Source organism: Methyloversatilis discipulorum (assembly GCF_000385375.1).
GTDB lineage: Bacteria > Pseudomonadota > Gammaproteobacteria > Burkholderiales > Rhodocyclaceae > Methyloversatilis > Methyloversatilis discipulorum_A.
The window spans coordinates 3,361,013-3,384,016 of record NZ_ARVV01000001.1; the positions used below are offsets into that span (position 1 = coordinate 3,361,013).

Below are 23,004 nucleotides of genomic sequence, written 5' to 3' on the forward strand. Positions count from 1 at the left end.
TCCGCCGACCGGGCAGCGGCCAGTCCCCCGCGCGGCGTGCCGCAAGCCGGGTAAACTCCCGGCCATGTCCCTGCATCTCGTCCTGCCCGGCCTGCTCTGGCCGTCGACTTCACCGCTGCCGCCCCCCCGCACCCCGGCGCTGTCGCTGCTGCTGGGCCGTGGTCGCCGGACCTCCCGGGCCGCGCGCGCGCCTGAACACCTGCTGGCCGAGCTGTTCGGCCTCGACGAGCGGGCGCCGCTCGGCGCGCTGCGCTGGGCCGGCACCGGTGAGCCAGCCGACACCCGCTGCTGGCTGGCGGCCGACGCCACTCACCTGCGCTTCGCGCGCGACGCACTGATGCTGACCGACCGCCCGGACGTCGCGCCGGACGCACAGGAGGCCGCCGCGCTGGCCGCGTCGTGGAACGCCCACTTCGCCAACGTCGGCTGGCTGCACCTGCCGGCCGGCGGTCACGGCCATCTGTCGCTGCTGGAGCCGCTGGACGTCGACACCGTGCCGCCGGGCGCCGCGCTCGGGCGCAAGATCGACGCCTCGATGCCGGCCGGTCGCGACGGCGCGAAGCTGCGCCAGTGGATGAACGAGACGCAGATGCTGTTCCACGCCCACCCGGTCAACGTCGCACGCGAAGAGGCGGGCCGGCCGGTCATCAACAGCCTGTGGTTCTGGGGCGCCGGCAGCCTGCCGGTACGCGCCGACATTCCCTGCATGCAGCTGTGGGCGGACGACCCGCTGGCGCACGGTCTGGCGCACGCCGCCGGCGTGCGGGCGGCGCCGCTGCCGGACAAGACCGGCGTCGCACTGCAGGAGGGCAACCTCGTACTGCTGCAGGACGCGCTGGCGCCCGCCCTCTACCTGGACGCCGCGGCCTGGACGCAGGCGGTCGAAGCGCTCGACCGCGACTGGATAGCGCCGGCACTCGACGCGCTGCGCCGCGGCGACGTGCAGTCGGTCACCGTGCGCCTCAGCGGCGACGAAGCCGCGGTCGCGGTGACCACCGAACGCCGCGACCTGTGGAAATTCTGGCGCCGCCCGCAGCCCCTGACCCCTGGTCCCTGACCCCCAGCCCCTAGCCCCTAAAAAGACAGTGACCCTCATCCTGAACCGCCCCATCCCGGCGCGCAGTTCCGCGCTGCTCGAACAGCAGGGCATCCATCCGCTGCTGGCCCGGCTGTATGCCGCGCGCGGTGTGCAGGACCGCAGCCAGATCGACTATTCACTGAAGGCGCTGCTGCCGCCGGACGCGCTGACCGGCACCGCAGAAGCGGCGCAGATGCTGGCCGACGCGATCGAGGCCGACGCGCGCCTGCTCATCGTCGCCGACTACGACTGCGACGGCGCCACCGCCTGCGCCCTCGGCATCCGTGCGCTGCGGGCGATGGGCGCCAACGTGAACTACCTGGTGCCCAACCGCTTCGAGTACGGCTACGGGCTGACGCCGGAAATCGTCGATCTCGCGGCGCACGCCGAGCCGGACATCATCATCACCGTGGACAACGGCATCGCCAGCGTCGAAGGCGTGGCGCGCGCCAACGAACTGGGCGTATCGGTGCTGGTGACCGACCATCACCTGCCGGGCGACGAACTGCCGCTGGCCGACGTGATCGTCAACCCGAACCAGCCGGGCTGCGCCTTCCCGAGCAAGGCGATCGCCGGCTGCGGCGTCATGTTCTACGTGATGCTGGCGCTGCGCGCGGAGCTGCGCCGCCGCGGCGCCTTCGCCGGCCGCGAGGAGCCCAACCTCGGCAACCTGCTCGACCTGGTCGCGCTCGGCACCGTGGCCGATGTGGTCAAGCTCGACCACAACAACCGCGTACTGGTGACCCAGGGCATGCAGCGCATCCGCGGCGGCAAGCTCACGCCGGGCCTGCGCGCGCTGTTCGCCGCGGCCGGCCGCGAGCCGGAGCGGGCCACCTCCTTCGATCTCGGCTTCGCCATTGGCCCGCGTCTGAACGCGGCCGGCCGGCTGTCCGACATGTCGCTGGGCATCGAATGCCTGATCACCGACGATTTCGCGCGCGCGCTGTCACTGGCGCAGCAGCTGGACGCGATGAACCGCGAGCGGCGCGAGATCGAACAGGGCATGCAGGAAGAGGCGGAAGCCCAGCTGGCCGGCATCGACATCGGCGAGTCGACATCGCTGGCGCTGTTCCACCCGGACTGGCACCAGGGCGTGATCGGCATCGTCGCCTCGCGCGTCAAGGAACGCGCGCACCGGCCGACCATCGCCTTTGCGCGCGGCAACGAGGGCGAGATCAAGGGCTCCGGCCGCTCGATACCGGGACTGCACCTGCGCGACGCGCTCGATCTGGTGTCCAAGCGCGAACCCGGCCTGCTCATCCGCTTCGGAGGCCACGCGATGGCGGCCGGCCTGACCGTGCACGAGCACGATTTCGAGCGCTTCCGTGACGCCTTCGAACAGGCGGTCGCCGACATGGTGGAACCTTCGGCGCTGACCCGCACCATAGAAACCGACGGCGCGCTCGAAGCTTCGCTGATGAACCTGCACGCGGCCACCCTGATGGAAGCCGAAACCTGGGGCCAGGGCTTTCCGCCGCCTGTTTTCGCCGACCGTTTCGAAGTGCGCAACCAGCGTCTGCTGAAGGACAAGCACCTGAAACTGTCGCTGGCAAAGGACGGTAACGTGTTCGATGCAATATGGTTCAACCGCGCCGAACCACTGCCCGAACGGGTGACCGCCGCCTACCGGCTGGACATCAACGAGTACCAGGGCGTGCGCCGTGTGCAGCTGATGGTGGAACACGCCGAACCGGCCTGATACGGACGGAGCGCCGGCGCGACCTTGCCCTGTCAGCGGCGGCGATCTTCCAGCGTTATCGCTGAAGACCTCAACGAAGGACGACGACCATGTCTCACGACCGCTTTTTCCGCCGCGAAATGAGCCGCCGCGACTTCCTGTGGCTGTCCGGCATCGCCGGCGCCGCAGTGACGCTGCCGCAGCTGTCCGGCTGTGCCACCGACCCGATCACCGGCCAGCAGGTGCTGGTCGGCCTGTCGGAGCAGGACGAGATCGGCATCGACCGCAAGCACTCGCCGCAGCAGTTCTCGTCCGACTACGGCGCGGTGCAGGACGCCGAACTGAACCGCTACGTGAACGACCTCGAACTGTCGCTGGCGAAGCACACGCACCGGCCCGACGTGCCCTACAGCGCGCGCGTCGTGAACGCCAACTACATCAACGCCTACACCTTTCCTGGCGGCAGCATGGCGTGCACGCGCGGCATCATGCTGGACATGGACAGCGAGGACGAGCTGGCCGCGCTGCTCGGCCACGAGACCGGGCACGTGAACGCGCGCCACAGCGCCAAGCAGGCCGGGCGCACGATGATGGCGCAGGTCGGCGCCACGGCGGTCAATGTGGCGGTGGCGATGTCCGACTATCGCGGTGCCGCGCCGCTCGCCAACATCGCCACCCAGGTTGGCGCCAGCGCGCTGCTGGCCGGCTACTCGCGCGCCGACGAACGGCAGGCCGACGCGCTCGGCATGGAATACATGACGCGCGCCGGCTACAACCCGGACGGCATGGTGAATCTGATGGACATGCTGCGCAGCCAGCACAAGGAAAAACCCAGCCTGCTGCAGACCATGTTCTCATCGCACCCGATGTCGGACGAGCGCTACGCCACCGCCGAGCGCGAGGCGCTGGACACCTACGGCAGCCTGCGCAACAAGAAGCTGTCGCGCGAGCGCTACATGGACCACACGGCAGGCCTGCGCAAGCTCGCGCCGGCGATCAAGTCGCAGCAGGAAGGCGAGTCGCTGATGGCGAAGAAGTCGCTGGACGACGCCGAGACGCGCTTCGCGCAGTCGCTCAAGGTCGCGCCGGACGACTATTGCGGCAACGTGCTGATGGGCAAGTGCCTGCTGGCGCAGAAGCAGTACGCCGACGCCGACCGCCACTTCGCGCGCGCCGCCGAGGTGTATCCGGGCGAAGGTCAGGCCATGTACCAGCGCGGCGTGTCCAGGCTGGCACTGGGCCGGGCCCCTGAGGCGCTGGCCGCCTTCAACGCCTACGATCGCGTGCTGCCGGGCAACCCGACCACGCTTTTCCTTAAAGGCGTGGCCTACGAAACGATGCAGGACAAGCGCGCCGCCAGCCAGCACTACGCCGCCTACATCCGCAGCGGCAGCAAGGACGCACAGGCCAAGTTCGCCTACCAGCGGCTGCAGGCCTGGGGCGTCGTCAAGTAGCCCGACGCAGGCAGCGACGAGGATCTGCATACATTTGTGTCGGACACCGGATAAGCGCGGCCAGCCGGTCGCACGCCGCGGCGCCGCAGGGCGCGGAGCGCCGGAAAAAGGGCATTCCGTCGTCACGCTGCAGTGCGCCTTGTGACGGATTCCCGGCAGGGTTAGCATCGCGCGGCGTCGTTTTTTGTCCGTTGCCGGCAACCCCCTGCAGCGGACAGTACGAAGCACCCACCACCACGAGGAGGAGCATCAACCATGTCAGAACAGAACAAGACGCAGTCGGCCCGCCGCAACTTCCTGGCCAAGGCTGCAGGCACCGCTGCCGGTACCGCGGCAATCGCCTTCCCCAGCATTTCCGTCGCCCAATCCCCGGTCACCCTGCGCTTCCAGTCGACCTGGCCGGCGAAGGACATCTTCCACGAATTCGCGCAGGACTACGCCAAGCTGGTCAATGACATGTCCGGCGGCCGCCTCAAGATCGACGTGCTGCCCGCCGGTTCGGTGGTGAAGGCCTTCGACCTGCTGGACGCGGTCAACAAGGGCACGCTCGACGGCGGTCACGGCGTGATCGCCTACTGGTACGGCAAGAATTCCGCACTGGCGCTGTGGGGCTCCGGTCCGGCCTTCGGCATGGACGCCAACATGCTGCTGGCCTGGCACGAGTTCGGCGGCGGCAAGGCGCTGCTGGACGAGATCTACAAGAGTCTGAACATGGACGTCGTGTCCTACATGTACGGCCCGATGCCGACCCAGCCGCTGGGCTGGTTCAAGAAGCCGGTCACCAAGGCCGAGGACATGAAGGGCCTGAAGTTCCGTACCGTCGGCCTGTCGATCGACGTGTTCACCGACATGGGTGTGTCGGTCAATGCACTGCCCGGCGGTGAAATCGTGCCGGCGATGGACCGCGGCCTGCTCGACGCAGCCGAGTTCAACAACGCCGCCTCCGACCAGGTGCTCGGCTTCCCCGACGTGTCCAAGGTGTGCATGCTGCAGAGCTTCCACCAGGCCTCGGAACAGTTCGAAATCCTGTTCAACAAGAAGCGCCTCGAAGCACTGCCGGCCGACCTGCGCGCCATCATCGCCAACGCGGTGCCGGCCGCGTCGGCCGAAATGTCGTGGAAGGCCATCGACCGCTACTCCACCGCCTACCAGGAGATGCAGGAAAAGCAGGGCGTCAAGTTCTACAAGACGCCGGATGCCATCCTGAAGGCACAGCTCGCCGCCTGGGACAAGGTGACCGAGAAGAAGGCGGCCGAGAACCCGATGTTCAAGAAGGTGCTGGAATCGCAGCGCGCCTTCGCCCGTCGCACCGCGAAGTGGCAGAACGACACGACGGTGAACTTCAAGATGGCCTACGACCACTTCTTCGCGAAGAAGGGCTGAGGCCATCAAGCTGCAAACGAGCCGGCGTCTCCAAAAGGGGCGCCGGCTTTTTTGACTCCAAAAGAAAAGGACGGGCACCCACAGGTGTCCGCTTGATGCCATGCAGAAACTTCTCCTGCGCGTAGACCAGTTCAACACACTGGTCGGCCACGCCTTCGCGTGGACCATAGTCGGACTCACGCTGCTCATCACCTGGGAGGTTTTTTCGCGCTACGTGCTGAATTCACCGCACGCCTGGGTATTCGACGCCACCTACATGCTTTACGGCACGCTGTTCATGATGGCCGGCGCCTACACACTGGCCACCGGTGGCCACGTGCGCGGCGACGTGCTGTACGGCTTCTTCCGGCCGCGCACGCAGGCCACGCTGGACCTCATCCTCTACTTCGTGTTCTTCATCCCCGGCGTGCTCGCGCTGTGCTGGGCAGGCTGGGACTTCTTCAGCGAATCGATGGCGATCAACGAACATTCGTCGGTCACCTCGGATGGCCCGCCGATCTATCCGTTCAAGGCCATCATCCCGCTGGCCGGTGCGGTGCTGATGCTGCAGGGCGTGGTCGAAATCCTGCGCTGCATCGTCTGCATCCAGCAGGGCGAGTGGCCCTCGCGCACGCACGACGTCGAAGAGGTCGATGTCGAAAAACTGCGCCACATGGTGCATGCCGATCTGCCGGAAGGCAGCGAAGGAGCGTCCAAATGAGAAAGGAACTCCGTTTCGGCTTCGGACTGATGGCGATCATCATCGTCGCCACCGCCGTACTGATGCCCGCACCGTCGGAATGGACCGGCGGCCACCTCGGCCTGCTCATGCTGGCACTGGTGGTGGTGGCCATCATGCTCGGCTTCCCGACCGCGTTCACGCTGATGGGCATGGGCGTGCTGTTCTCCTGGCTGGCCTACCGGATGCAGAACCCGGACATCGCCACCCAGCAGACGCTGGACCTGATGGTGCAGCGCGCCTTCTCGGTCATGACGAACGACGTGCTGATATCGATCCCGCTGTTCGTGTTCATGGGATATCTGGTCGAGCGCGCCAACCTGATCGAGAAGCTGTTCAAGAGCCTGCATCTGGCGCTGGCCCGGCTGCCCGGTTCGCTGGCGGTCGCAACGCTGGTGACCTGCGCCATCTTCGCCACCGCCACCGGCATCGTCGGTGCGGTGGTGACGCTGATGGGTCTGCTGGCGCTGCCCGCCATGCTGCGCGCCGGCTACGACGTGCGCCTGTCGGCCGGTGTAATCACTGCCGGCGGCTGCCTGGGCATCCTGATCCCGCCTTCGGTCATGCTCATCGTCTATGGCGCGACCGCCGGCGTATCGGTGGTGAAGCTCTATGCCGGCGCGTTCTTCCCGGGCCTGATGCTGGCCGGCCTCTACATGCTGTACGTGATCCTGATGGCCAAGTTGCGACCCGACTTGGCACCGCCTCTGCCAGACGCCGAACGTCACGTCGAACTGCCGCCATCGACGGCGGGGGTGGCTAAGCAGTACGGTCAGCGCGCTCTGCCAGCGCTGCTGGCTGCGCTCAAGGGCCCGCGCAACGCCGGTGTGGCCACCGGCACGATCATGCGCCAGCTGCTCGTGACGCTGCTGCCGCTGATCGCGGTCGCGGTGGCGCTGACGGCGATCCACGGCAACCTGACGAAGGCCGATGCGGTGGCCGACGTGCTGCCCGACAGCCTGCAGTCCTTCGACAGCGACTATTCCTCGGGTGGCGATCTGGCCGAACCACCGGCAGACGAAGGGGGATTGCAGGAGCCGCCGGCCGATGAAGGCGGGCTGCAGGAGCCGCCCGCTGCCGACGGCCTCGCCGAACCGCCGCCGTCCGGTGGAGATCTGGCTGAGCCGCCGGGCGCGCAATCCGCCGCTCCGTCGCTGGCCGAACCTGCCGCCGCCGAGGCCGCAGCGGCACCGGCAGAGGCGGCCGAGGCGAAGTCGGCACCGCGCGGCTTCTGGATCGCGGTTGCCGTGTGCGCGGTGCTGATGCTCGCCTACTACGCGATGCTGAGCTTCGAGCGGCTGGAAATCTTCAAGATGCTGCTGTCGTCCTTCTTCCCGCTGGCGATACTGATCCTGGCCGTGCTCGGCACCATCGTGTTCGGCCTGGCAACGCCAACCGAGGCCGCGGCGATCGGCGCCTTCGGTGGCGCCTTGCTGGCGGCAGCCTACGGTCAGCTCAACTTCGGCGTGGTGAAGGAGTCGGTGTTCCTGACCGCCAAGACCTCGGCCATGGTGTGCTGGCTGTTCGTCGGCAGCGCCATCTTCTCGGCGGCATTCGCGCTGCTGGGGGGGCAGGAGCTGGTCGAGCGCTTCGTGCTGTCGATGGACCTGACGCCGATCCAGTTCATGATCCTGGCGCAGTTCATCATCTTCGTGCTGGGCTGGCCGCTGGAGTGGACGGAAATCATCGTCATCTTCATGCCGATCTTCATCCCGCTGCTGGCGCACTTCAACATCGATCCGCTGTTCTTCGGCCTGCTGGTGGCGATCAACCTGCAGACGGCCTTCCTGTCGCCGCCGGTGGCGATGTCGGCCTTCTATCTGAAGGGGGTGGCGCCGCCGCACGTGACGCTGAACCAGATCTTCGCCGGGATGCTGCCCTTCATGGGCATACAGGTGATCGCGCTGATCCTGCTCTATCTGTTCCCGGGCATCGGCATGTGGCTGCCCAACTATCTGTACAACTGATCGCAACGGTACAGATCAGGGTGTTATGACGACGACGGCGCTGCGGCGCCGTCGTTTTTTTGGCCACAACGTAGAATCGCCCCGATGCTCTCCGCCGAACACACCCGCCTGCTGATCCGCCTGCGCTGGACAGCTTTCTTCCTGCTCGCCGGCGCCTACGTGCTGGTGTTCTTCCACCGCACCGCGCCGGCAGCCATCGCCGGCGAACTGGCGCGCGACTTCAACGTCGGCCCGGCCTCGCTCGGTGCGCTGGCATCCAGCTACTTCTGGATCTACATGGTGATGCAGATCCCGACCGGGGTACTCGCCGACACGCTGGGCCCGCGGCGCATCGTCGCGCTCGGCGGCGTGATCGCCGGCATCGGCTCGATCACCTTCGCGCTGGCCGACACGCTGTGGGTGGCAGTGATCGGGCGCACGCTGGTCGGCCTCGGCGTGTCCTTCCCCTTCATCGCTCTGCTCAAGATCAACGCCGCCTGGTTTCCGGAAAGCCGCTTCGCTACGCTGAATGGCGTCACCATGTTCATCGGCAATCTGGGCGCCGCCAGCGCAGCCTTGCCGCTGGCCTGGGTGGTGACGCTGGTGTCCTGGCGCACGGTATTCGTCGCACTCGGCCTGCTGTCGATGCTGCTGGCACTGGTGACCTGGCTGCGCGTGCGCGACCGGCCGGAAGATGCCGGCCTGCCGACGATGCGCGAACTGGACGGCAAGCCGGCGCACGCGCCGCTGCCGGTTGGCGACTGGAAGGCCGGTCTGGCACAGGTCGCGCGCAACCGCGCCAGCTGGCCCGGTCTGTTCGTCAATGCAGGCATCGCCGGCAGCCTGTTTTCCTTCGCCGGTCTGTGGGGCGTGCCCTACCTGATGGCGGCGCACGGCATGGAACGCGCGGTCGCCGCGCAGCACACCACGCTGCTGCTGGTCATCTTCGCCTGCAGCTGCCTGGGCATCGGCCGGCTGTCCGATCACCTGCGCCGGCGCAAGCCGGTCATGCTGAGCTATGCCGCGCTCTACGTCGCCGGCTGGCTGCCCTTCGTGCTCGCCGACGGCGCGCTGCCGCCGCTGGCGACCTACGCCACGTGTGCGCTGATCGGTGTTTCCGCCGCCGCCTTCTCGCTGACCTGGGCCTGTGCGAAGGAAGTGAATCCGCCGGCGCTGTCCGGCATGGCGACCAGCCTGGTCAATGTCGGCTGCTTTCTCGGTGCGGCACTGCTGCAGCCGCTGGTCGGCTGGGTGATCGAGCTGTATTCGCCTTCGATCGCCGAAGCGACGCACGAAGCGGTGACCATGGGCATACGGGTGCTCGCTGTCGCGGCGCTGGGTGGCTTCGTCGCCGCCTGCTTCATCCGCGAAACCGGCGCCCGCAACCTGACGGAGTCGCACGGATGAACGCGCTGGTCGGCCTGATGGTGCAGGTAATGCTGCCGCTGTCGCTGCTGGTGGCGGCCGGCGGCTGGTGGGCGGCGCGCATGGGTGAAGGACGCGACGCCGACGTGCTGCGTGCGCAGCTGAACCGGCTGGTGCTCTACGTGTTCTACCCGGCCATCCTGTTCGCGGTGGCGGCCAGCACGCCGATCAGCGTGGAGCTGCTGACCGTACCCTTCCTGGTCGGCGTCGGCACGCTGGCCAACGGCGCCCTGCTCTATCTGCTGCTGTGGAAGACGCGACTCGGGGCGAAGCTGCACGACACCACGCGCGCCGCCATCATGCTCGGCGGCATGTTCGGCAACACCTTCAACGTCGGCGCGCCGGTGCTGGAGTTCTTCTTCGGTAACGGCGCGATGCGCTACGCCATCTTCAACGACATGTTCATGACCATGCCCTTCGTGTGGACACTGGGCGTGTGGATCGCCACCCGTCTCGGTTCGCACGCCGAGGGCGAACGGCCGGACGTGCTGCGCACCGTGCTGATGATGCCGCCGATCTGGGCCTTCGTGCTCGGCCTCGGCGCGCAATACACCGGGCTGGCCTACCCGCCGCTGGTACAGGCGGCGCGCTTCATCGGCCAGGCGGCGATTCCGGTCATCATTTTCGTGCTGGGCATGACCATTCCGTGGCGCCGGTTGGTGCCGCGCACCGAAATCCTGGTCGCCTCCGGCGTCAAGCTGCTGGTCGCGCCGCTGCTGATCTGGGGGCTGGTGCTGCTGGTATCCGATACGCCGAACGAGGCACAGCGCGCATCGCTGGTCGAGTGCGCGACGCCCACCTTCATGACCTCGCTGCTGCTGGCCGAGCGCTTCAAGATCGACGCCGCGGCGTCGGCGCTGCTGATCGGCTGGAGCACGCTGCTGTTCTGGCTGTCGTTGCCCTTGCTGATGGGGCTGGGCCTGTTCGGCTGACGCCCGCTGCCAGCGCCCTACCGCCGGGACTGCGTGCTGCAGCGGGCCAAGGCAGACTTTGCACCATCGTCGCCTGGATCGATCAACGGCAGCAGCGCGGCCAGCGGATTCACCAGTGCCAGCGCCGCCGCCGGCAGCAGACGGGCCAACAGAGGACCTTTTTCAAGCGACACCTCAGGCTGGGCGAAACGGCCGGTGATCCGCACCGGCGTGCGCAGGCTGAGCGGCGATACGTCCTTCGGCGCAGCGCGCGCCACCAGGTCCAGCCTTTCGTCGACCAGCGACAGCGAACCGTCGACGCCGAGCGTCGAATCCGCCGTGTCGACGCGCGCGCCCGCGACCGTCACGCGGCCCTTGCGCACCTGCAGATCGGCGACGCCGCAGGTCACCGGGAGTGCGGCGTCACCGCTGAGCATGACGCCCAGCGCCTGCGCGACGTCGATGCCGGCCGCTTCCACCGCCAGGTGCGACACACGGCCCTGCGTCCACACCAGCGCCGCATGACCGTCGGACGACGCCAGCAGTTCGGCGGTTGAACGCCCCTGACCGCGCAGTTCGATACGGCCACCGACCCGTCCAGCGACGTAGGGCGGCGCACCGTCGGCGCGCGGCTGTCGTATCCACTCCTCCAGCCGCAGCCCGCCGCCGCGCAACTGCACGTCCCACTGCGCAATGTCGGCACGACCGTCGAGACCGATGCGACCGGTGAGCCAGCCGTGCGCGAGCCGTGCTTCGATGTCGCGGATGTCGAGCACGCCATCGGCAAGGCGCAGGCTGCCGCGCAACGGTGCAATCGCCTGCAGCGAGTCGCTGCCCGATTCGAAGCGCTCGATGTCGATGCGTACGTCGGCATTCATGGCGCGCAAGGACGGCAGATCGAAGTGGCGATCCGGCAAGACGCGTCCGTTGCGCCGCGCGGAGGACTGCTCGCCCTCGGTTACGCCCACAGCCGGACCGAGATCGGCCAGCCAGAGTACGCTGCCATTCAGCGTGCCGCCCAACCAGGGCAGCCCGTCGCGCCCCGTCTCATAGCGGAACTGGCCCGCCAGCCGGCTGCGGCCGATGCGTGCGGTGTCGATCGCCGTCTGCCAGGCATCGGGCTTGCGCTGCAGTCTGCCCTGCAGCGAGAACGCGGGGGTCGATGGCAAGGTCATCGCGAGAGCGTCGCCCAGCGCCGCGAGCGAAGGGCCGCTCACCGTGTAGCGCCCGTCCAGTCCGCGCTGCGTCAGCAGATCCTGCACCCGACCGTCGAACGACAGTGCGGCACGACCAAGCTTCAGCGCCAGCGTGATCGGTACGGCCGGTACATCGTCTTCGCCGGACAACCAGGGCAGCGTGGATCCGGTGCTCAGGGTCGCCGTCAGCGGCGACTGCCGATAACGGCCGTCGATCATCGCCCGGATGCCAAGGTCGTCCCGCGCGTCGCCGGCCCGCTCGCTGCCATCGCGCATCGAGAAGTTCGCCGTCAGTGCCAGCGTGAGCGGCGCATCGTCGACCACGAGACGCCCCTGCGTCACTTCGACGTGTGCCGGCTGCACCCAATCCAGCAGTGGTCGGGCCGGTTCATTGCCCGTTCGCTCGAACTGCCAGTTGGCGCGGCCGTCATCGCCGCGGGCGAGGTGGAGGTCCAGCCCTTCGGCGACCAGGCTCTCGATGCGCAGCGGCGCACCTCTCAACATGCGGAACACGTCCGTATAGCGCAGCTTCAGACGGGCTTCACGGGCATCCATCAGCGCCGGCTGCGGCGCCCATTCCGGACCGCCGATGCGCAGACGGCTGACGCGAAGGTCGATGCCACCGAGAAGCCGGAGCGCGAAGGTGTCGCGCCCGCCGAGGTCCACCGGGCGGGCGACTGCAGCCGTCAGCCAGCGCTCGGCCGGCTCGGCCAGAAAGAACCAGCCACGCCATTCGCTCCATGCGAACAGCGCGGCCAGCAGACAGCAGGTGGCAAGGAAGAGACGGCAGGCCAGGCCTGCAGCGATGGAACGCGCGCTCATCTGCCTCTCCGGCTCGCCGCGTTCCCGCTCACGCATCAGCTCTGCTTGGCGCGGATCTGGATCGCGTTCTTGACCGACTTGGCGCCCTTGACGCTCTTGGCGATGCGCTCGGCCTCGGCCTTTTCGGTGGCGTCCTTGGCGAAGCCGGACAGCATCACCTCGCCGTTCAGCGTTTCGACGCTGATGGCCGCCGCGTCGACCGCCTTGGATTCAACGAACTTGGCCTTCACCGACGCGGTGACGGTCGCGTCGTCGATGTATTCACCGACCGAGGACTGGTCGCGCGTGACGGCGCAGCCCGGCAGCACGGTCAGGGCAGCCAGGGCGGAGAAGGCGGTGGCGAGCATGAGATTGGAACGCATGATGGACTCCCTTGTAATGAACGCTGGTCGCCGGTCGCGACCGCTGCGCAATGAACGGAACCGATCTCGACGGCGCCCGGAACCGGGCAGAAGTCATGCATCCGTCAAGTCGATGACTGCAGTCTAGGGGGGACGCATCGGCCCGCCCGTCGGACAAGCGCCGTCCGCCGTGTAGGACAGCGCCGTCCTACCACCAGCGTTCGAACAGCCGCGCTGCGCGCTCCTGCAGACGCGGCCACAGCGGTCGTCTGCGCCAGGTCTGCGCGTCGATCGCCTGCGACGCAGCGACGTCACGCTCGAACATGCGCGTCATCGCATCGCCAAAGTCCTCGCCGAACACCACCGCATTGACCTCGTTGTTGGCGACGAAACTGCGCCAGTCCATATTGCTGGAACCGACCGTGGACACCACGCCGTCGATGACCGCCGTCTTCGAGTGCAGCACCGCGTCCTGCAGTTCATGAATGCGCACGCCGGCGTCGAGCAGTTCCTGGTAATAGCTGCGGCCGGCATGCAGCACCGGCGAGAAGTCGCTGACCGACGGCAGTACCAGCTGCACGTCGACACCGCGCCGTGCAGCGTCGGCCAGCGCGTCGACCATGTCCTGGCCAGGCGCGAAATAGGCCATGGTCAGATGCACGCTGCGGCTGGCGGCGTCGATCGCGGTGAGCAGCAGCGTGTAGATGCGATTCTGTCCGTCGTCCGGCGACGACGGCACGATGCGCACCGCGTGCGGGCCTGCGGCCTTGCCGGCCGCCTGCTCGAGGGGCGGAGGAAGTGCCGGCTCGCAGCGCTGGTTGCGCCAGGTGTCGCGTACCAGATCGTCGAGCGCCGCGGCGGCCGGGCCGCGCAGTTCGATCTGCGTATCGCGCCAGCCGTTCTGCTCCGGTGCGCGCGACTTCCTGCCGAACGAACCGGAGGAATAGACCGCGCTGACGTTGATGCCGCCGGTATAGGCAACATCCCGATCAACCACCAGAATCTTGCGGTGATCGCGGTGAGTGATGTCCTGATAGCGGCGCTTGCGCAGCGGCGACAGCGGATTGAATTCGCAGACGGCGACGCCGGCCGCGCGCAGCACTTCGAAATAGTCGCCACTTGTGCCGAAGGAGCCGACCGCGTCATGGATCAGCGCGACCGACACGCCCTCGGCACGCTTGCGCACCAGCAGCGCGGCGAGATCCTGCGCGATCTTCGCGTCATCGATGATGTAGCTTTCGAGCAGGATGGAGCTGCGCGCGCGCGCGATCGCGCCGAACATCGCATCGAAGGTGGCCGGCCCGTCGATCAGCAGGCGGGCGGCGTTGCCCGCGTACAGGTCGACGTCACCGAACTCGGCCATCGCGGCGAGCTGGCGCTTCAGCGGCGAACCGGCACCCTCGCGGCCGATGCGCTCGACCAGTCGCGCACGCTGATCGTGGTCGAGCCGTCCGCGCGGCCCGGTCACGTCCATCTTCGCAACCACCTGGCGTGCAGCCGGAGCCGGGCCTTCCGCCTTCGTCTGCAGCGTGCGCGCGGACGGCAGCGACGCCGCGCATCCGGCCGCGCAGATCGCCAGCGCCGCGAGCAGCGTCCGGCCGCGACGCCTCGACGCGCACATGACCGTGGTCAGCGCTGCAGCGGACAGGCGGCTGCAGGCAGTTGCAAGGACGGGATGAGGAAGGGCAGCGCGCATTCGCAGCCCCACAGCGCCTGCACATCGTCGCTGTCTGCAGCGGGGCGGAGCGTCGGCTGTTCGAGTTCGGTCGTCATGCTGTTCATCGGCGATCTCCTCCAGAAGCGATTCGACAGCGGCCGCGTTGCCGCGTCGTGCAGCCACTGTACGGAGCGCGGGCGCCGCATCGTGTCGGCGGAGACCGGGCCGCGTGTAGGAATTCATCCCGGTCCGCGTACGCAACCGTCGTTCGCTGGGACAATCGAGGAACTCCCCTGCGCAAGTTCCGCCCCACTGCCATGCTGCTGAACGATTCAACGCTGCTGCACACCCACTGCCTGATCGCTGGCGTCTGGACGCACGCCGACGACGAAGGCGTGATCGAAGTACGCAATCCGGCGAGCGGCGCGCTGCTTGCGACCGTGCCGCGCTGCGGTGTCGCGGAAACACGCCGCGCCATCGACGCCGCCCACGGCGCCCTGCCGGCCTGGCGCGCGCTCGGCGCACACGAGCGCGCACACCGGCTGCGTGCGTGGTTCGCGCTGATCAACCAGCACGCGGACGATCTTGCGCGGCTGATCACCGCCGAGGGCGGCAAGCCGCTGAACGAGGCGCGTGGCGAAGTGCGCTACGGCGCCTCCTTCGTCGAGTGGTTCGCCGAGGAGGCGAAACGCACTTACGGTGAGACCATCCCGTCGCCGGATCCCGGCCAGCGTCTGCTGGTGATCAAGCAGCCGGTCGGCGTCTGCGCAGCGATCACGCCGTGGAACTTCCCGCTCGCCATGGTCACGCGCAAGGCAGCGCCGGCGTTGGCTGCCGGCTGCACCGTGGTGCTCAAGCCTGCCGAAGCGACGCCGCTGACTGCGCTGGCGCTGGCCGATCTGGCGCTGCGCGCCGGCATCCCGCCCGGCGTGCTCAATGTGCTCACCGGCGAGCCGGCCGACATCGGCGGCGAGCTGTGCGCGCATCCCCGGGTGCGCAAACTGTCCTTCACCGGATCGACCGCCGTCGGGCGTCTGCTGATGACGCAGTGCGCGCCGACGCTGAAGAGACTGTCACTCGAACTGGGCGGCAATGCGCCCTTCATCGTGTTCGACGACGCCGACCTCGAACTCGCTGTCGACGCGGCCATCGCCGCCAAGTACCGCAACAGCGGCCAGACCTGCGTCTGCGTGAACCGCTTCATCGTGCAGTCGGGCATACACGACGCGTTCGCCGCCCAACTGGCGGCGCGGACGGCGCAGCTGAAGGTCGGCGATGGCATGGAGGACGGCGTTCAGCAGGGCCCGCTGATCAATGCGGCCGCGCTCAGCCGGGTCGAGGAACAGGTGGCCGACGCCATCGCGCGCGGCGCCACCGCACTGTGCGGCGGACGCCGTCACGCGCTCGGCGGCAACTTCTTCGAACCGTCGGTGCTGGTCGGCGCCCGGCCCGACATGGTGCTGGCGCACGAGGAAACCTTCGGGCCGCTGGCGCCGGTGTTCCGCTTCGACAGCGAGGACGAGGCGATCGCGCTCGCCAACGACACCGAATCCGGTCTCGCCGGCTATTTCTTCACGCGCGACATCGACCGCGCCTGGCGCGTTGCCGAAGCACTGGAGTGCGGCATGGTGGGCATCAACACCGGCCGGCTGTCGAACGAGGTGGCGCCGTTCGGCGGCATCAAGCAGTCCGGCTTCGGTCGAGAAGGTTCTCGCTATGGCATCGAGGAATACCTGGACATCAAGTACCTGTGCTTCGGCAAAGGCCGTTGAGCGCGGATCAAACCGCGTCGTAACCGGCCGCCTCGACCGTCTCCAGCAGCCGCTCACGCGGGAGCGCCGCGTCGTGCTCGATCTCCGCGTCGCCGTGTTCGAAATGCACGGTCACGCGCCCTACCCCGGGCAACGCGGCGAGCGTGGCTTCGAGGCCCGCCACGCATTTCCTGCAACGCATGCCGACGATGCGGATGCGCGTGCGCACGGTTGCCTCAGCCGCGCAGCGAGAAGGGGTTGAAGTCGGTATCGCGGTCATAGTAGTCCTCGTTCTCGGCCCGCTTCAGCCAGGCAACGATGCGATAGGTGAGCGGCGTGAAGGCGACTTCGACCCCGACCTTGGCGACGAACTGCGCCAGCATGACCGCGGGCAGCTGTTCGTCCGGAATGATGCCGGTGCCCCAGAAGGCGAGCGGGTAGAACAGCAGCGAATCGACGCCTTCGCCGAACAGCGTCGACCCTATCGTGCGCATCCACAGCCGGCGCCCGGCCATCCACAGCTTCATCTTGGCCAGCACGAAGGAATTGACGAACTCGCCGCAGCAAAAGGCGATCAGCGACGCGATGGACACGCGCCAGGCCGAACCGAAGGCGACTTCGTACGCCTGCTGGTTGTGCCAGAACGGCGCTGGCGGCAGCGCCACCACCACCGCCGCCATCGTCGAGGCGAAGGCCAGCGCGGCAAAGCCGGTCCAGATGACGCGACGCGAACGCGCGTAGCCATAGACCTCGGTCAGGATGTCGCCGAACACATAGCTGATCGGAAAGAACAGCACGCCGGCACCGAAGGTGAGCGTGCCGAGCAGTGGCGCGTCGACCTGCGCGATCTTGGCCGGGCCGATCAGGTTGGAACAGACGAGCACGGTCACGAAGGCGACCATGACCCAGTCGTAGTAGCGGTATTGACGTGCGGTCACGTGCGCGGCCCGATGAATGCAGACCGCGATTGTGCATCGCCACAGGCGGTCCGTCAGCCCGGACCGCCCAGGACTCAGACGCTTTCGAGGAAGCCCAGGTGGAAGGCCGACACGCGGTCGAGGCCGATGCGACAGACGACCGATTCATTGGCCGGCACCGGGTCCTGCCCCGGCGTGAAGTACATCGCGTCACGCAGATGGATGAAGGCGCGCGCTCCGTCGTCGGTCGGCGAGCCCGCCGCCAGCGCATCCTTGATGCCCTGTTCGATCGACGACGTCAGGACGTGGTGCTGCATGTACTGCGCCCGGCTGATGACGAAACCGGAGATGAGGAAGCCGTCGACCACGAGCGTGACCGCCGTTTCAAGCTGATTCTCGGATTCGGCGAACTTGACGATGAGTTCGAGTATCGGGTCTTGCATGGTCTGCTCCTCCGTATCGATGAGCACAAGCCGCAGGCGTCGGCTCGCTCAGCGCGACAGCCTACGCCTGTTTGGCTCTGGTCGCCGATACGGTCAAGCGGCCGCCGTACGCCGCACCGCGACGATGAGCACGCAGGCTCCGGCGAGCAGCATCCAGACGGTCGCCGGCTCGGGAACGGCCGGCAGCGGCGCGGTGCCCGGGAACAGACCTGAGGACGAGTAGGCGACCACGTCGTCGGCCGCGCTGAAGCGCGCCAGCAGCGTGTTGCCGAAGTCGGCGGACACAGCCGTATTGCTCAGCGACGCATCCAGTTCGGCCACGCTCTGCATCATGACCAGCCACTCGAAGGTGTCCGGCGCATCGAAGGAGACGTCGATCACCGTGGGTGTTTCGCTGTTCGGCACGTAGACGTCGACCGGCGCCATCGAATCGAGGTAGTCCTGGCGTTGGGCTGTTACGGCGTCGAGAAACAGTGCGCCTGAGGTGGTGATCTCCAGGCCCTGGATCTGCGCATACAGCGTGTTTGCCGTGTTGAAGTCCATGTTCTGCAACGCGTCGTCGTACTGGCGCCACAGATCCAGCGCGCCGGTCCGGTAGGCGCCGAAGAAGAAGCCGGTGGACAGCTGGCTGTAGCCCTCACCCGCCACGAAGGGTCCGCTGACGGTGATTTCGCCGGTCAGGTCGAAGGAGAAGGTCACCGTGCCGCCGCCGATCGACGAGAACGGACTGCCGTCACCGAGTGCCAGCGTGAAGCGGTCGCCCATCCAAGCCGAGGCGCGACTGTAGAGCGTACCCGTACCGGGCGCCAGATCGGGGCCACTGACCTGCGCGCCGAAAGCGGCTCTCGCAACCGTCGCGAGGCGACCGGCGGCGAGTTCGCTCTCGGCGCTGCGCGAAACATCGGCGACCTTGTCGGTGATGGTGAAGGGATCGGAGTTGTAGCCGACCAAGCCCTGGTAGCTGGTGGCCGCGGCACTGTAGCCGCCGCCGAGATCCACTGTGCGATCCGCCGCCTGCGGGCCGCTTCCATCGACCGCCACGCCCGAGTACGTCTCCGTCGCAGCTGGGCTCGTTGTCGCGAACAGCCCGCACAGGACCGCACACAGCAGATGAGTTTTCGTCCTCACTCGGCACCTCCTCACGATAGGGAATTCGATTGCACACGAAGCACGGTGCAACGCGCGGACGGCACAGCAAGATCCGAACCCGACCTGAAAAATCGACTTGAATTCAATAACCTGCGCTCCCGCACTCTCGTCCCCGTCAGTTCTCTGTAAAGCTCACCGACACTGCACTGCGACGTGACAGGGACAAAAAAACCGCGTGCCGCTCTCGCGGACACGCGGTTTTGCCGGCGGTGGAACAGAGTCAGCTCTTCCAGTGGAAACTTGGCTGCGACCCCGATTACCTCCGCATTCGCATCTCCATGGGTGTTGTTCAGGCAACCGTCCGGGCTGACGGCAGCGGCACATTGTGTGCCCACCACCATGGGGTCGGCGATTCTGTTCTACCCTGACCCGAGACGGACGCAGGGCCCCAGGCCGCAGCGGGACGTCACGCTGCGCTACAAATAAAAAAGGCGGGCAACAGGGCCCGCCTTGGCACGTCGGGCCGGGCCTTCCGGCCCGACACCGTGTCCGATCAACTCTTGAGCGCCACCAGGATCTCGTCGAGCATCTTCTTGGCGTCGCCGAACAGCATGCGGTTGTTGTCCTTGTAGAACAGCGGGTTGTCCACGCCCGCGTAGCCGCTGGCCATGGAGCGCTTCATGACGATGCTGGTGCGGGCCTTCCAGACTTCGAGCACCGGCATGCCGGCGATCGGACTGGTCGGATCGTCCTGCGCGGCCGGGTTGACGATGTCGTTGGCGCCAATGACCATGGCCACGTCGGTGTCCGGGAAGTCCTCGTTGAGTTCGTCCATCTCGAAGACGATGTCGTAGGGCACCTTGGCTTCGGCCAGCAGCACGTTCATGTGGCCTGGCATGCGGCCGGCCACCGGGTGGATGCCGAAGCGCACGTTCACGCCCTTCTCGCGCAGGGTGCGGGTGATCTCGAACACCGTGTGCTGGGCCTGCGCGACGGCCATGCCGTAGCCGGGAACGATGATCACGTTCTTGGCCTCGCGCAGCATCTCGGCGGTCTCGGTGGCGCTGACGGGCGTCACCTCGCCCTGAGGCTCGGCGGCAGCGCCGTCGGCCTTGGCGGCCGGCTTGCCTGCGCCGCTGCCGAAGCCACCGGCGATCACGCTGATGAAGTTGCGGTTCATCGCGTTGCACATGATGTAGGACAGGATGGCGCCCGATGAGCCGACCAGCGCACCGGTGACGATCAGCAGGTCGTTGCTGAGCATGAAGCCGGTGGCGGCTGCCGCCCAGCCCGAATAGCTGTTGAGCATGGACACGACCACCGGCATGTCGGCGCCGCCGATGGCCATGACCATGTGCACGCCGAACAGCAGCGCGATCACCGTCATCACGATCAGCGGCGTCATGCCGCTCTGCACGTCGTGCGCGTTCAGGAAAACCCGGCCGAACCCGATCACCACCAGCAGCGCGATCAGGTTGAGCCAGTGACGCGCAGGCAGCAGCAGGGGCTTGCCGCCGATCTTTCCGTTGAGCTTTCCGAAGGCAATCAGCGAACCTGAGAAGGTGACCGCACCGATGAGGATGCCCACGTAGATTTCGACTTCATGGATGGCTTTCTCGACACCTTCGAGTTGCAGCGAGGTGTCGACATAGCTGGCGAAGCCGACCAGGCAAGCGGCCAGACCGACCAGGCTGTGCATCAGCGCGACCAGCTCGGGCATCTGGGTCATCTTGACCGTTTTCGCGGCGTACAGGCCGATGCTGCCGCCCACCACCAGCGCGCCGACGATCCAGGGAATGCCGGCGGGTGAAACGCGCGGCCCGAAGACCGTGGCGAGCACAGCCAGCGCCATGCCGACCATGCCGTACAGGTTGCCGCGGCGCGATGATTCGGGGTTGGACAGGCCGCCAAGACTGAGGATGAACAGGATGGCGGCTCCGAGGTAGGCCACCGTGGCAAGGCTTTGGGACATGGGTGTCTCGTCTCTTTCTTGTCTTGATCGGTCGGGGACGGAGCCGAAGGTCCGTCCCCGGGGTCCTTACTTCTGGAACATCGCCAGCATGCGGCGCGTCACGGCAAAGCCGCCGAACATGTTGATCGCGGTCAGCACGATGCCGGCGAAGGCGAGCCAGAGGATGAGCTGGTCCGGTCGACCGTTCGCACCGGCATCGGGCGGCGCGATCTGGATCAGCGCACCGATGACGATGATGCTGGAGATGGCGTTGGTCACGCTCATCAGCGGCGTGTGCAGCGCGGGCGTGACGTTCCAGACGACCATGTAGCCGATGAAGCAGGCCAGCACGAACACCGTGAAGTGGCCCAGGAACGCGGCCGGCGCGAACGAACCGATGGCCCCGAACACCAGAGCCCCCAGGGCGAAGATGATGGCCAGCGTCTTGGCGGGCATCGGGCCGCCGGGGCCGTGCCCATGACCGCTCTTCTTTTCAACCGCTGCCGCGGCCGGCTTGGGCGCGGGCTTCGGAGCGGCGGCGATGGGCGGTGCCGGCCAGGTGATCTCGCCGTCCTTGATCACGGTCAGACCACGGATTGCATCGTCGTCCATGTTGACGTTGATGACACCGTCCTTGGTCTTGCACAGCTCTTCGGTCAGGCGGAACAGGTTGGTGCCATAAAGCGTGGACGACTGGCGTGCCATGCGTGAGGCCAGGTCGGTGAAGCCGACGATGGTCACGCCGTGCTTGACGACGGCCTTGCCGGGCTCGGTCAGTTCGCAGTTGCCGCCCTGCTCCGCCGCCATGTCGACGATCACGCTGCCGGGCTTCATGCTCTTGACCATCTCGGCCGTGATCAGGCGCGGCGCGGGTTTGCCGGGGATCAGCGCGGTCGTGATGATGATGTCGCACTCCTTGGCCTGCTGCGCGTACATTTCGCGCTGCGCGGCCTGGAAGCCTTCGCTCATGACTTTGGCGTAGCCGCCACCGCCCGAGCCCTCTTCCTCGTAATCGACCTTGACGAACTCGCCACCCAGCGAGACGACCTGGTCGGCCACCTCGGCGCGGGTGTCGTTGGCGCGCACGATGGCGCCCAGGCTGGCCGCCGCACCAATGGCGGCCAGGCCGGCCACACCGGCACCGGCAATGAACACCTTGGCCGGCGGCACCTTGCCCGCGGCGGTGATCTGGCCATTGAAGAAGCGCCCGAAGGCATTGGCCGCCTCGACCACCGCGCGGTAGCCACTGACGCCGGCCATGGAGGTCAGCGCGTCCATCTTCTGCGCGCGGCTGAGCGTGCGCGGCAGCGCGTCGATGGCCAGCACGGTGACCTTTTTCGCCGCCAGCTGCTGCATCAACTCCGGGTTCTGCGCCGGCCAGACGAAGCCGATCAGGGTCTGCCCTTCGTGCATCAGCGCCACCTCGTCGGCGGTCGGCGGACGCACCTTGAACACGATGTCGGCGCTGCTCCACAGCTCGGTCGCAGAGCCGGCGATGCTGGCGCCCGCTTCGCGGTAGGCGTCATCGGACAGGTCGGCCAGATCACCCGCGCCGGTCTCCACGACGACGCCAAAACCCAGCTTGGCCAGTTTGGTCACCACGTCTGGCACGGTGGCCACGCGCTTTTCGCCCGGGAAGATCTCTCGGGGGACGCCGATGCGCTGCGGCGTGGGGGCTGCCGCGCTGGCCGCGGCGTTGTCGTTCGATGCGCCAGAACTCATGGGTAGGTCCTCGGTCGGTTTGTTGGAATTTGGTCAGTTGCTGCGCGATGGGCGTATCAGGGAGCGGAAGCAGTGGCGGAACCGTCGGCCTGCGCCGAACACTGAAGACGCTGCCCGTCGCGGCCTTGTGCAGTTGGCGCCCTCAGCGCATGCTGGCGGCGGACACGCCCTTCGGCAGCGGTTCTGTCGATGGCCCAGAGGTGCCGGGGATCACGGGCAAGGCTTCGGGCACCACAAGGCCATCAAATCCACGAAGGCGGCGTTGTAAGGATCGTACCCTCCCCTGTTCGAAAACGGCCCCTGGCCGCACATGACCGGTACGGCGACAGGCGCATGACAGCCCGCTCGGCGCACCTGCCGGTGCGTCTTCTCCTGCCTTCCGGAGCGCGCAGTCTAGCGTGTCGGGCTTCACGGCGCAGCACTTTGTGCCACAAAAGATGCACGTTGCGCCGCAACACGCTATAGCCGCGCAATGTTCTTGACAAAGGGCAAGGCCATGTGCTGCGGCGCAGCACATGCAGA

19 protein-coding genes are annotated in these 23,004 nt (G+C 67.3%); 9 read left to right on the forward strand and 10 right to left on the reverse strand.

Annotation, left to right across the window (positions count from 1 at the left end):
- Positions 1-64: 64 nt before the first annotated feature.
- From METRZ18153_RS0115700 to METRZ18153_RS0115735, 8 genes are all read left to right on the forward strand, one after another.
- On the forward strand, positions 65-1,057 hold the full coding sequence (locus METRZ18153_RS0115700) for a hypothetical protein (RefSeq protein ID WP_020165622.1): 993 nt from the start codon (positions 65-67) through the stop codon (positions 1,055-1,057).
- A gap of 28 nt (positions 1,058-1,085) precedes the next feature.
- Complete coding sequence (gene recJ / locus METRZ18153_RS0115705) at positions 1,086-2,777, forward strand: single-stranded-DNA-specific exonuclease RecJ (protein WP_020165623.1); 1,692 nt, start codon at positions 1,086-1,088, stop codon at positions 2,775-2,777.
- A gap of 89 nt (positions 2,778-2,866) precedes the next feature.
- Positions 2,867-4,210, forward strand: a complete 1,344-nt coding sequence (locus METRZ18153_RS0115710) for a M48 family metalloprotease (protein WP_020165624.1) — start codon at positions 2,867-2,869, stop codon at positions 4,208-4,210.
- A 255-nt stretch (positions 4,211-4,465) separates the two neighbouring features.
- On the forward strand, positions 4,466-5,593 hold the full coding sequence (locus METRZ18153_RS0115715) for a TRAP transporter substrate-binding protein (RefSeq protein ID WP_020165625.1): 1,128 nt from the start codon (positions 4,466-4,468) through the stop codon (positions 5,591-5,593).
- Between the two features lie 100 nt (positions 5,594-5,693).
- Positions 5,694-6,293: a TRAP transporter small permease subunit gene (locus METRZ18153_RS0115720; RefSeq protein WP_020165626.1), complete on the forward strand. Its 600-nt coding sequence runs from the start codon at positions 5,694-5,696 to the stop codon at positions 6,291-6,293.
- Positions 6,290-8,278 (forward strand): TRAP transporter large permease, encoded by a 1,989-nt coding sequence (locus METRZ18153_RS0115725; RefSeq protein WP_020165627.1) that lies wholly within the window; start codon positions 6,290-6,292, stop codon positions 8,276-8,278. The genes METRZ18153_RS0115720 and METRZ18153_RS0115725 overlap by 4 nt, the downstream gene beginning before the upstream one ends.
- 84 nt (positions 8,279-8,362) lie before the next feature.
- Entirely contained in the window at positions 8,363-9,664 is a 1,302-nt protein-coding gene (locus METRZ18153_RS0115730; protein WP_020165628.1) for an MFS transporter, read from the forward strand.
- Positions 9,661-10,614, forward strand: coding sequence for an AEC family transporter (locus METRZ18153_RS0115735; RefSeq protein ID WP_020165629.1), 954 nt, complete (start codon positions 9,661-9,663; stop codon positions 10,612-10,614). Before METRZ18153_RS0115730 ends, METRZ18153_RS0115735 begins: the two co-directional genes overlap by 4 nt.
- Positions 10,615-10,631: 17 nt before the next feature.
- On the opposite strand, the gene METRZ18153_RS0115740 is transcribed toward METRZ18153_RS0115735, so the two are convergent.
- The 4 genes from METRZ18153_RS0115740 to METRZ18153_RS21010 all read right to left on the reverse strand — a co-directional run bounded on the left by METRZ18153_RS0115740 (position 10,632) and on the right by METRZ18153_RS21010 (position 14,734).
- Complete coding sequence (locus tag METRZ18153_RS0115740) at positions 10,632-12,611, reverse strand: AsmA family protein (RefSeq protein WP_020165630.1); 1,980 nt, start codon at positions 12,609-12,611, stop codon at positions 10,632-10,634.
- Positions 12,612-12,646: 35 nt separating this feature from the next.
- On the reverse strand, positions 12,647-12,973 hold the full coding sequence (locus METRZ18153_RS0115745; RefSeq protein WP_020165631.1) for a BON domain-containing protein: 327 nt from the start codon (positions 12,971-12,973) through the stop codon (positions 12,647-12,649).
- 187 nt (positions 12,974-13,160) lie between these two features.
- Positions 13,161-14,573 (reverse strand): phospholipase D-like domain-containing protein, encoded by a 1,413-nt coding sequence (locus METRZ18153_RS0115750; RefSeq protein ID WP_020165632.1) that lies wholly within the window; start codon positions 14,571-14,573, stop codon positions 13,161-13,163.
- An 8-nt stretch (positions 14,574-14,581) separates the two neighbouring features.
- On the reverse strand, positions 14,582-14,734 hold the full coding sequence (locus tag METRZ18153_RS21010; protein WP_020165633.1) for a hypothetical protein: 153 nt from the start codon (positions 14,732-14,734) through the stop codon (positions 14,582-14,584).
- A gap of 192 nt (positions 14,735-14,926) precedes the next feature.
- Between METRZ18153_RS21010 and METRZ18153_RS0115760 the strand changes: the two genes are divergently transcribed.
- The gene (locus tag METRZ18153_RS0115760) at positions 14,927-16,381 is read left to right on the forward strand and encodes an NAD-dependent succinate-semialdehyde dehydrogenase (RefSeq protein WP_020165634.1); all 1,455 of its coding nucleotides are present in this window, start codon (positions 14,927-14,929) and stop codon (positions 16,379-16,381) included.
- A 7-nt stretch (positions 16,382-16,388) separates the two neighbouring features.
- Here the strand turns inward: METRZ18153_RS0115760 and METRZ18153_RS0115765 are convergent, their stop codons facing one another.
- The 6 genes from METRZ18153_RS0115765 to METRZ18153_RS0115790 form a co-directional block, all read right to left on the reverse strand.
- The gene (locus tag METRZ18153_RS0115765; protein ID WP_020165635.1) at positions 16,389-16,589 is read right to left on the reverse strand and encodes a heavy-metal-associated domain-containing protein; all 201 of its coding nucleotides are present in this window, start codon (positions 16,587-16,589) and stop codon (positions 16,389-16,391) included.
- Between the two features lie 7 nt (positions 16,590-16,596).
- A complete protein-coding gene (locus tag METRZ18153_RS0115770) occupies positions 16,597-17,298 on the reverse strand; it encodes a queuosine precursor transporter (RefSeq protein ID WP_020165636.1) in 702 nt (233 codons plus the stop codon).
- A gap of 74 nt (positions 17,299-17,372) precedes the next feature.
- Complete coding sequence (locus METRZ18153_RS0115775) at positions 17,373-17,720, reverse strand: hypothetical protein (protein WP_020165637.1); 348 nt, start codon at positions 17,718-17,720, stop codon at positions 17,373-17,375.
- A 93-nt stretch (positions 17,721-17,813) separates the two neighbouring features.
- On the reverse strand, positions 17,814-18,761 hold the full coding sequence (locus METRZ18153_RS0115780; RefSeq protein WP_020165638.1) for a PEP-CTERM sorting domain-containing protein: 948 nt from the start codon (positions 18,759-18,761) through the stop codon (positions 17,814-17,816).
- 601 nt (positions 18,762-19,362) lie between these two features.
- On the reverse strand, positions 19,363-20,781 hold the full coding sequence (pntB, locus tag METRZ18153_RS0115785; RefSeq protein WP_020165639.1) for a Re/Si-specific NAD(P)(+) transhydrogenase subunit beta: 1,419 nt from the start codon (positions 20,779-20,781) through the stop codon (positions 19,363-19,365).
- A 66-nt stretch (positions 20,782-20,847) separates the two neighbouring features.
- Complete coding sequence (locus METRZ18153_RS0115790) at positions 20,848-22,482, reverse strand: Re/Si-specific NAD(P)(+) transhydrogenase subunit alpha (protein ID WP_020165640.1); 1,635 nt, start codon at positions 22,480-22,482, stop codon at positions 20,848-20,850.
- Positions 22,483-23,004 lie beyond the last annotated feature (522 nt).